This window comes from Pseudomonas sp. S4_EA_1b, assembly GCF_016307435.1.
GTDB classification, from domain to species: domain Bacteria; phylum Pseudomonadota; class Gammaproteobacteria; order Pseudomonadales; family Pseudomonadaceae; genus Aquipseudomonas; species Aquipseudomonas rhodesiae.
In genome coordinates this window covers 1-9,687 of the sequence record NZ_JAEILC010000096.1, presented here as the reverse complement: position 1 = coordinate 9,687, position 9,687 = coordinate 1, and the positions used below count along the sequence as shown (strand labels likewise).

Here is a 9,687-nt window from a genome sequence, read left to right as displayed (position 1 = left end):
TTTAGCGAGGCTTCGAAGGCAGCGGCACTGTTGGCAGGTATGTTGGCTGAGCCACCGCTATCGGGGGCAAGTCGAATCGTCGCGCCGCCCCTCCCACACGGGATCGGATGAGCCGCTCACTAAAACGGTATGCAAAAAAAGCCCCGAACCAGTCGGGGCGTTTTTTATTCAGCAATCAACGATCAAGCTTGATCAGCCAACCGCCAGGTCGTGCCGCCTTTGCCGTCTTCCAACACCACACCCATCGCGGTCAGTTGGTCACGGATACGGTCGGATTCCGCCCAGTCCTTGTTGGTCCGCGCAGCTAAACGCGCCTGGATCAGCGCATCGACTTCAGCCGCGTCCACACGCCCTTCGGCGCCGGCTTGCAGGAAGTCGTCGGCTTCCATCTGCAGCACGCCCAACACGCTCGCCAGTTCTTTCAAGCGTGCCGCCAGGCCTGCCGCCGCGTCGAGGTCGCTCTCGCGCAGGCGGTTGATCTCGCGCACCATTTCGAACAGCACCGCGCAGGCTTCCGGCGTGCCGAAGTCGTCGTTCATGACTTCGGTAAAGCGTGCCACGAAGGCTTCGCCGCCGGCAGGTGCAACGGCGGGCAAGCCTTTCAACGCGTGGTAGAACCGCTCCAGGGCGCCCTTGGCGTCCTTGAGGTTGTCTTCCGAGTAGTTGATGGCGCTGCGGTAGTGGCTGGACACCAGCAGGTAACGCACCACTTCCGGGTGGTACTTTTCCAGCACGTCGCGGATGGTGAAGAAGTTGTTCAAGGACTTGGACATCTTCTCGCCATTGATGCGGATCATGCCGCAGTGCATCCAGGCGTTGGCGTAGGTCTTGCCGGTGGCGGCTTCGCTCTGGGCGATTTCGTTTTCGTGGTGCGGGAACTCCAGGTCGCTACCGCCGCCGTGAATGTCGAAGGTCTCGCCCAGGCAGCAGGTGGACATCACCGAGCACTCGATGTGCCAGCCCGGACGGCCTGCGCCCCACGGCGACTCCCAGCTCGGCTCGCCGGGCTTGGTGGCTTTCCACAGCACGAAGTCCAGCGGGTCTTGCTTGGCTTCGTCGACTTCGATGCGCGCGCCGATGCGCAGGTCTTCGATTTTCTTGCGCGACAGCTTGCCGTAGCCCATGAACTTGGCCACGCGGTAGTACACGTCGCCATTGCCCGGCGCGTAGGCGTAACCCTTGTCGATCAGGGCCTGGATCATCGCGTGCATGCCGGCGATGTGGTCGGTGGCGCGCGGCTCCATGTCCGGTTTGAGGATGTTGAGGCGCGCCTCGTCCTCGTGCATCGCGGCGATCATGCGCTCGGTCAACGCGTCGAACGACTCGCCGTTTTCGTTGGCGCGATTGATGATCTTGTCGTCGATGTCGGTGATGTTACGCACGTAGGTCAGGTCATAGCCGCTGAAACGCAGCCAGCGGGTGACCAGGTCGAAGGCCACCATGCTGCGGCCGTGGCCGATGTGGCAGTAGTCGTACACGGTCATGCCGCACACGTACATGCGCACCTTGTTGCCATCGAGCGGCTTGAAGACCTCTTTGGTCTTGCTGAGTGTGTTGTAGATCGTTAGCACAACGGCTTCCTTAGAGAATCACTGGCCCCACGAATCACGCAGGGTCACGGTACGGTTGAATACCGGAGCACCAGGTTTCGAGTCCTTGATATCCGCGCAGAAGTAGCCTTCGCGCTCGAACTGGAAACGGTCTTCCGGCTGTGCGTCACCAAGCGATGGCTCGGCACGACAACCAGTGAGTACTTGCAGGGAGTCAGGGTTGATGTTGTCGAGGAAACTGGCGCTGTCTTCGGCCTTCTCGGGATTCGGCGAGCGGAACAGACGGTCGTACAGACGTACTTCGCACTCGACGCTGGCGGCGGCCGGCACCCAGTGGATCACGCCCTTGACCTTGCGGCCTTCGGGGTTCTTGCCCAGGGTGTCCGGGTCGTACGAGCAACGCAGTTCGACGATGTTGCCGTCGGCGTCCTTGATCGCTTCGTCGGCGCGGATCACGTAGCTGCCGCGCAGGCGCACTTCGCCGTTCGGCTCCAGGCGCTTGTAGCCTTTTGGCGGCTCTTCCATGAAGTCGTCACGGTCGATGTAGATTTCACGGGCGAACGGCAGCTTGCGCACGCCGAGGGCTTCGTTCTGCGGATGACGCGGCAGTTCGAGGTGGTCGACCTTGTTTTCCGGGTAGTTGGTGATCACCACTTTCAGCGGACGCAGTACGCACATGGCGCGCGGCGCGTTGGCGTCGAGGTCCTGGCGGATGCTGAATTCGAGCATGCCGTAGTCCACTACGCCGTCGGAACGGTTGGTGCCGACCATTTCGCAGAAATTACGGATCGAAGCCGGCGTGTAGCCACGGCGGCGGAAGCCCGACAGCGTGGACATGCGCGGGTCGTCCCAGCCATGCACGTGCTTTTCATCCACCAGCTGCTTGAGCTTGCGCTTGCTGGTGATGGTGTAGTTCAGGTTCAGGCGGCTGAACTCGTACTGGCGCGGATGGGCCGGCACCGGCAGGTTGTCCAGGAACCACTCGTACAGCGGACGATGGCTCTCGAACTCAAGGGTGCAGATCGAATGAGTGATGCCTTCGATGGCGTCCGACTGGCCGTGGGTGAAGTCGTAGTTGGGGTAGATGCACCACTTGTCGCCGGTCTGGTGGTGATGGGCGTGGCGGATGCGGTACATGATCGGGTCGCGCAGGTTCATGTTCGGCGAGGCCATGTCGATCTTGGCGCGCAGTACGCGGGCGCCGTCCGGGAACTCACCGGCGCGCATGCGGGCGAACCAGTCCAGGTTCTCTTGCACCGAACGGTCGCGGAACGGGCTGTTCTTGCCCGGTTCGGTCAGCGTGCCACGGTATTCCTTGGCTTGCTCCGGGCTCAGATCGTCGACGTAGGCCTTGCCGGCCTTGATCAACTCCACGGCCCAGTCGTGCAACTGGTCGAAGTACTGCGAGGCATAGCGCACTTCACCGGACCATTCGAAACCCAGCCACTTCACGTCGCTTTCGATGGCGTCGATGTATTCCTGGTCTTCCTTGGCCGGGTTGGTGTCGTCGAAACGCAGGTGCGTGACGCCGCCGAATTCCTGGGCCAGGCCGAAGTTCACACAGATCGACTTGGCGTGACCGATGTGCAGGTAGCCGTTGGGCTCAGGCGGGAAACGGGTGACGATCTGCGTGTGCTTGCCCGAATCCAGGTCCGCCTGGATGATCGGGCGCAGGAAATTGACCGGGACGGCAGGTCCGGCCTTGGAATTCGAGGTAGGGTCGACAGTGGGCTTGCTCATAGGATCCTTGAACAGACAGGTTCGTGGCCGTTTGCGGCCAGATAAAACAAAGGGCTTATCATAGCCGAAGCGGTCAAGCCGCTGACAGAGCGCGGCCAAAAACTGCTGCATTTAATGCACGGGCGGTAAAAAACCACCTCGAAATTCCCGCCGGGCACGCTAAACTGCGCGCCTTGGCCGCCGTTTAGCCAGACAGGTCAGGCGCTCTGCGCGCCCAAACCCACGAATTCCCTGAAAAGAGTAGTGCACATGACTCAAGTCAAATTGACCACCAACCACGGTGACATCGTCATCGAGCTGAACGCCGAGAAAGCGCCGATCACCGTCGCCAACTTCATCGAATACGTTAAAGCCGGCCACTACGAAAACACCGTTTTCCACCGTGTCATCGGCAACTTCATGATCCAGGGCGGCGGTTTCGAGCCAGGCATGAAGGAAAAGAAAGACAAGCGCCCAAGCATCCAGAACGAAGCGGACAACGGCCTCTCCAACGACAAGTACACCGTCGCCATGGCCCGTACCATGGAGCCGCATTCGGCCTCCGCGCAGTTCTTCATCAACGTGGCCGACAACACCTTCCTCAACCACAGCGGCAAGAACGTGCAGGGCTGGGGTTATGCGGTGTTCGGTAAAGTCACCGAAGGCACCGATGTGGTCGACAAGATCAAAGGCGTGTCCACCACCTCTAAGGCTGGCCACCAGGACGTCCCTGCTGAAGACGTGATCGTCGAGAAAGCCGAGATCGTTGGGTGATATTGCTGATTTCAGATTTGCATCTGGAAGAGGAGCGCCCGGACATCACCCGGGCGTTTCTGGATCTGCTCCACGGCCGCGCCCGTGGTGCCCAGGCGTTGTACATTCTGGGGGACTTCTTCGAAGCCTGGATTGGCGACGATGGGATGACCGAATTCCAACGCTCGATTTGCGCGCACCTGCGTGAACTGAGCGACAGCGGCACCGCGATTTTCATCATGCACGGCAACCGCGATTTCCTACTTGGCAAGGCGTTCTGCAAAGCCGCCGGCGCCACCCTGCTTAAAGACCCGAGCGTGGTGCAACTGCACGGTGAGCCCGTGCTGCTGATGCACGGCGACAGCCTGTGCACCCGTGACCTTGGCTATATGAAGCTGCGGCGCATCCTGCGCAACCCCATTGTGCTGTTTATCCTGCGCCATCTGCCCTTGGGCAGCCGCCACAAGCTGGCGCGCAAGCTGCGTAGCGAGAGCCGGGCGCAAACGCGCATGAAGGCCAATGACATTGTGGATGTCACCCCCGAGGAAGTGCCGCGGGTCATGCAGCACTTCGGCGTGCGCACACTCGTGCACGGCCATACCCACCGCCCGGCGATCCACAAGCTGCAGATCGGCGACCAGGCTGCCCGGCGCATTGTGCTCGGGGATTGGGACAAGCAGGGTTGGGCGTTGCAGGTGGATGAGCAAGGCTTTCAGTTGGCGGCGTTTGACTTCGTCAACCCGCAACTCGCATTGCCTGGCGCCTGATCCTCAAACCCACTGAATAGAGATCAAAATGTGGGGGGGACCCAAGCCCCCTCCCACAATTGATTGCATTTGAGTCTTTGCCAATCAGTGGCCGGACGCTTCCGGCCCTGCCTTGGCACCAAACGGCGGCTTGGCCAGCCACACCAGCAACATCAACGCCATGAACATCCAGCCTAGCAACGTGAAGTAATCCACGGTGGACATCATGTACGCCTGGCTGGTGAGGATGTGATCCAACTGCGTATAAGCCTTCTGCCCCGCTCCGCCCAGCGCCTGCAGGGCATCGCGGGTGGCCGAGTCATAGGGCGTCATGCTTTCGCTCATGTACGCATGGTGCTGGTCGGCGCGGCGGATCCAGATCCAAGTGGTCAGCGACGCCGCAAAGCTACCACCCAGGGTACGCAGGAACGTGGCGAGCCCGGCACCGTCGGCGATCTGCTGCGGAGGCAGGTCGGACATCAGGATGCTCAGGGTCGGCATAAAGAACAATGCCACGCCGATCCCCATAAACAGTTGCACCAGGGCGATATGGGTAAAGTCCACTTCATTGGTGAAGCCCGCGCGCATAAAGCAGCTCAGGCCAATCGCCAGGAACGCCAGGCCCGCCAGCAGACGCAAGTCGAACTTGTGCGCGTACTTGCCCACGAACGGCGACATCAGCACCGGCAGAATACCGATCGGCGCCACCGCCAGCCCGGCCCAGGTGGCGGTGTAGCCCATCTGGGTCTGCAACCACTGCGGCAGGATCAGGTTGATGCCGAAGAAACCGGCGTAGCCGAGGATCAACACGATGGTGCCGATGCGGAAGTTACGGTAAGCGAACAGCCGCAGGTTGACCACCGGATGCTCGTCGGTCATTTCCCAGATCACAAACACCGCCAGGGCAATCGCCGAGATCGCCGCGCCGATAATGATGAAATTGGATTCGAACCAGTCCAGGTCATTGCCCTTGTCGAGGATGATCTGCAACGCGCCGACCCCGACGATCAAGCTGAGCAACCCGACATAGTCCATGGGTTGGTAACTGGTGTGCACCGGGCGTTTCTTCAATTGCGAGCGCACCACCATCACCGCAAAGATGCCGATGGGTACGTTGATAAAGAAGATCCACGGCCAGCTGTAACTGTCAGTGATCCAACCGCCGAGGATCGGCCCGGCAATCGGCGCCACCACCGTGACCATCGCCAGCAGCGCCAGGGCCATGCCGCGTTTGGCCGGCGGGTACACCGCGATCAGCAGCGTCTGGGTCATCGGGTACAACGGCCCGGCCACCAGGCCTTGCAGTACCCGAAACCCGATCAATTCGGGCATCGACGTGGAAATCCCGCAGAGGAACGACGCCAATACAAACAGCATGGTCGCCCACAGGAACAGCTTCACCTCGCCAAAGCGCCGACTCAACCAGCCGGTGAGCGGCAATGCAATTGCGTTGCTCACCGCAAACGAGGTAATCACCCAGGTGCCTTGCTCCGAACTCACGCCCAGGTTGCCGGAGATAGTCGGCAACGCCACGTTGGCGATGGTGGTGTCGAGCACCTGCATAAAGGTCGCCAGCGACAGGCCAATAGTGGCCATCAACAGGCTGGGCGGCGTGAACGAGGCTTCCTTGCTCATCAGCGTTGCGCAGCCTTGGGAGCGGCGACGCTGTTGGCATGGATCAGTTGCGTGATCATGGCATCGGCCTCGGCCAGTTGCTGGTCATACACCGTGGTGGTGAACGACGCCTTCTGCGGCGGCTGTTGCGCCAGCACCGGGCCGCTCTGGTCATGCAGGTCGACGTTGACCACCGTGCTCAAGCCCACGCGTAGCGGGTGCTTGGCCAGTTCTTCGGCGTTGATGTGGATACGCACCGGTACACGCTGCACGATTTTGATCCAGTTACCGGTGGCGTTCTGCGCCGGCAGCAAGGCGAATGCGCTACCGGTTCCGGCGCCGAGGCTGTCGACGGTGCCGCTGTATTTAACGTCGCTGCCGTAGATGTCCGACTCAATGTCCACCGGCTGGCCGATGCGCATATCGCGAAGTTGGGTTTCCTTGAAGTTAGCGTCGATCCACAGCTGGTCCAGTGGGATCACCGCCATCAACGCCGTGCCTGGTTGCACGCGCTGGCCCAATTGCACGCTGCGCTTGGCCACGTAGCCGGTGACCGGCGCGATCAAGGTGCTGCGCGCGTTGGTCAGGTAAGCCTGGCGCAGTTGCGCGGCGGCGGCCTGCACGTCGGGGTGCGAGCTGATCACCGTGTCGTCCACCAGGGCGTTGGTGGTTTTGAGTTGCTGTTCAAGATTGGTCAGGGCGTTCTTGGCTGCGGTCAGGCTGTCACGGGCGTGGGACAGTTCTTCCTGGGAAATCGCCCCGCCCTGGGCCAGGGTCTTACGGCGGTTGTAGTTGTCCTGGGCAGTCTGCACATCGGCTTTCTGCGCATTGACCTGGGCTTTCATGCCGTCAACGTTGCTGTACAAGCCACGTACCTGGCGCACGGTGCGCGCCAAGTTGGCCTGGGCACTTTGCAGGCCGACAGCGGCGTCGTTCGGGTCGAAATTGACCAGCACCTGGCCGGCATGCACCAGGTCGCCATCATCGGCGCCGATGCTAACCACGGTGCCGGTGACCAGCGGGGTGATTTCCACCACGTTGCCATTCACATAGGCATCGTCGGTGCTTTCATTGAAGCGCCCGTACAGTTCGTACCAGCCCCACACGCCGACCACGCCCAGGATGACGATCAAGGCGAGGCCGATCAGCATGACTTTGCGCTTGCGCGGGTTGTTGTTGGTGTTCGGTTGCGGTGTGGCGTTGGAGTGTTCGGCAGTGGCCATAACAAATACCTCGAATTATTCCGTGCGGGTGGCAGGGGTGGTCGACGCGACATTACTGGCGCTGTAACCGCCGCCCAGGGCCTGCATCAATTGGATCGACAGGGTGATTTGCCCGGCATTGAGGGTCGCCAGCTGACGCTGGGCCTGCAGCAGTTGCTGCTCGATGCTGAGCACGTCCAGGTAGCTGCCGATGCCGGAGCCGTAGCGCTGGACCACCGTGTCGTAGGACTGCTGGGCAATGTCCGTAGCGTGTTGCTGGGCCTGGATCTGCCGACCGGTGTCGCGCAGTTGCGACAAGGTGTTGCCGATATCGCCCAGGGCTTGCACCAGGGTTTTGTTGTATTGCGCCACGGCCAGGTCGTAGTCAGCGTCGCGGGCGTCAAGGTCGGCACGCAGGCGGCCGCCGTCGAAGATCGGCAACGAGACCGTCGGCGCAATATTGAAGAAGCGGCTGGCCGAACCGAACATGGCATCGCCCAGCAACGACTCGGCGCCGGCGCTGGCGCTGAGATTGAGGTTGGGGTAGAAGCGGGTTTTGCTCGCATCGATATTGCGACCCGCCGCCTCCACGCGCCAGCGCGCGGCGATCAGATCGGGGCGCCGGCCCAGCAGCTCGGCGGGCAGCACCGCAGGCACCGCCACAGCGGCGGGCTTGAGCACGGCCGGGCGTGCTAGTTCGCCGCCACGGTCCGGGCCTTTACCGAGCAACACCGCCAGGGCGATCTTGGCGCTCTGCAATTGTTTTTGCGCATCGATCAACTGCGACTCGGAACTCGCCGCCAGGCTTTCGGTTTGCTGGTACTGGTAGTGGCTGTCGATGCCAGAATCCAGGCGACGCTGGCTCAGTTCGAGCATCTGCCGGGTGCGCTTGAGGTCTTCTTCAGCGAGGTCACGCACGATATGGGCCTGGCCCAGATCGCTGTAGGCCTTGGCCACATCGGCGGCCAGGGTCAGGCGCGCGGCCTGTTGATCGACTTGGGCGGCACGCGCCTGGCCCAACGCGGCCTCCCAGGCGGCGCGCTGGCCACCCCAGAGGTCGAAGGTGTAATTGAAGCTGGCGCCGATGTTGCGCACCGTCGAGTAGGCATCGCCCTCCCCGCGCGGGTCCTGGTCCTTGGCCAGGCGCGAACGGCTCACTCCGGCGCTGGCATCCAGGGTCGGCATGCGCGCGGCGTCGGCAGCGTAGGCAGCCGCTTGAGCCTGATGCGCACGGGCGCTGGCTACTTGCATATCCGGGCTGTTTTGCAGGGCTTCGTTGATCAGGCCGTCGAGCTGCGGGTCGCCGAGGCTTTTCCACCAATCGGCGCTCGGCCAGGCAGCACTGGAGAGGGTCACCCCACTCAAGGACTTACCGGTTTGCAGCGTATTGGCATCAAGGCGCTGGCCCTGGGTGTCGAGGCCGCTGTAGTTGGCGCAACCGGCCATGCTCATGGCCATGAGCACCAGGCATAGGGCGCGTGTGTTCATGCTTTACCTACCCGCTGCAGGGTGATGGGGTCACCTGCGGCTATCAGAATTTTCTTGAGGATGCGTTCCAGGGTTTCCAGCTCGCCCGGTTCGAGCACACCGGCCAGCTGATTCAGCGCAGCGGCGCCGATGTGCGGCAGCATGTCCGCCAAGCGCTGGCCGTCGGCGGTGAGGACCAGTTGCACCTGGCGCCGGTCCTGTTCGGAGCGCTGCCGGCATAGCAAGCCTTTCTGCTCCAGGCGATCGAGCATGCGCGTCATCGAGCCGCTGTCCAGGGACAGGTTGCGGCACAGCTCCGCGGGGGTGTCGACACCGAACTGGGCCATGATGATCAACACCTTGAACTGCGCGGCGGTGATGCCGTGGGGTTCCATATGGGTGTCGATGATGCGGTCCTTGAGGATCGCGGCGCGGCCCAGCAACAGGCCAAGGTGGCAGTTGTGGAAGTTGTCAGGGGTGAAGTGCGGCATAGAAAGTCACCTTATTACTGCCTAGGCAGTGAATGTGTGACGAGATATTACTGCCTAGGCAGCGAAAGTCAAATGGAATAGTTAGGTTGCTTGGTAGTTTGGCGATGGGTGGGTGAAAGACAGACTTAATGTGGGAGGGGGCTTG

General features: G+C 61.8%; 8 protein-coding genes. 2 read left to right on the top strand and 6 right to left on the bottom strand.

The window, feature by feature from the left end; translation table 11 throughout:
• Positions 1–182: 182 nt before the first annotated feature.
• Positions 183–1,571 carry a cysteine--tRNA ligase gene (gene cysS, locus YA0848_RS26390; RefSeq protein WP_034098771.1) on the bottom strand — a complete coding sequence of 463 codons (1,389 nt, stop codon included), beginning with the start codon at positions 1,569–1,571 and terminating at the stop codon, positions 183–185.
• Positions 1,572–1,589: 18 nt separating this feature from the next.
• Positions 1,590–3,290: a glutamine--tRNA ligase/YqeY domain fusion protein gene (locus YA0848_RS26385; RefSeq protein WP_169903443.1), complete on the bottom strand. Its 1,701-nt coding sequence runs from the start codon at positions 3,288–3,290 to the stop codon at positions 1,590–1,592.
• Between the two features lie 249 nt (positions 3,291–3,539).
• On the opposite strand from YA0848_RS26385, the gene YA0848_RS26380 reads away from it, so the two are divergent.
• On the top strand, positions 3,540–4,043 hold the full coding sequence (locus tag YA0848_RS26380) for a peptidylprolyl isomerase (protein WP_034098775.1): 504 nt from the start codon (positions 3,540–3,542) through the stop codon (positions 4,041–4,043).
• Positions 4,040–4,789 carry a UDP-2,3-diacylglucosamine diphosphatase gene (lpxH, locus tag YA0848_RS26375; RefSeq protein ID WP_034138614.1) on the top strand — a complete coding sequence of 250 codons (750 nt, stop codon included), beginning with the start codon at positions 4,040–4,042 and terminating at the stop codon, positions 4,787–4,789. The genes YA0848_RS26380 and lpxH overlap by 4 nt, the downstream gene beginning before the upstream one ends.
• Positions 4,790–4,873: 84 nt before the next feature.
• Here the strand turns inward: lpxH and YA0848_RS26370 are convergent, their stop codons facing one another.
• The 4 genes from YA0848_RS26370 to YA0848_RS26355 are packed head-to-tail and all read right to left on the bottom strand — an operon-like array spanning position 4,874 to position 9,542.
• Positions 4,874–6,403 carry a DHA2 family efflux MFS transporter permease subunit gene (locus tag YA0848_RS26370; protein WP_034098778.1) on the bottom strand — a complete coding sequence of 510 codons (1,530 nt, stop codon included), beginning with the start codon at positions 6,401–6,403 and terminating at the stop codon, positions 4,874–4,876.
• Complete coding sequence (locus YA0848_RS26365; protein WP_034098786.1) at positions 6,403–7,605, bottom strand: HlyD family secretion protein; 1,203 nt, start codon at positions 7,603–7,605, stop codon at positions 6,403–6,405. The genes YA0848_RS26370 and YA0848_RS26365 overlap by 1 nt, the downstream gene beginning before the upstream one ends.
• A gap of 15 nt (positions 7,606–7,620) precedes the next feature.
• The gene (locus YA0848_RS26360) at positions 7,621–9,072 is read right to left on the bottom strand and encodes an efflux transporter outer membrane subunit (protein ID WP_034098788.1); all 1,452 of its coding nucleotides are present in this window, start codon (positions 9,070–9,072) and stop codon (positions 7,621–7,623) included.
• Positions 9,069–9,542: a MarR family winged helix-turn-helix transcriptional regulator gene (locus YA0848_RS26355; RefSeq protein WP_034098790.1), complete on the bottom strand. Its 474-nt coding sequence runs from the start codon at positions 9,540–9,542 to the stop codon at positions 9,069–9,071. The genes YA0848_RS26360 and YA0848_RS26355 overlap by 4 nt, the downstream gene beginning before the upstream one ends.
• Positions 9,543–9,687 lie beyond the last annotated feature (145 nt).

Excerpts from the sequence above, each read along its gene's own strand:
- YA0848_RS26370 (WP_034098778.1), bottom strand. The coding sequence starts at position 6,403 with ATGAGCAAGGAAGCCTCGTTCACGCCGCCCAGCCTGTTGATGGCCACT.
- YA0848_RS26380 (WP_034098775.1), top strand. The coding sequence starts at position 3,540 with ATGACTCAAGTCAAATTGACCACCAACCACGGTGACATCGTCATCGAG.
- YA0848_RS26385 (WP_169903443.1), bottom strand. The coding sequence starts at position 3,290 with ATGAGCAAGCCCACTGTCGACCCTACCTCGAATTCCAAGGCCGGACCT.
- YA0848_RS26365 (WP_034098786.1), bottom strand. The coding sequence starts at position 7,605 with ATGGCCACTGCCGAACACTCCAACGCCACACCGCAACCGAACACCAAC.
- YA0848_RS26355 (WP_034098790.1), bottom strand. The coding sequence starts at position 9,542 with ATGCCGCACTTCACCCCTGACAACTTCCACAACTGCCACCTTGGCCTG.
- YA0848_RS26360 (WP_034098788.1), bottom strand. The coding sequence starts at position 9,072 with ATGAACACACGCGCCCTATGCCTGGTGCTCATGGCCATGAGCATGGCC.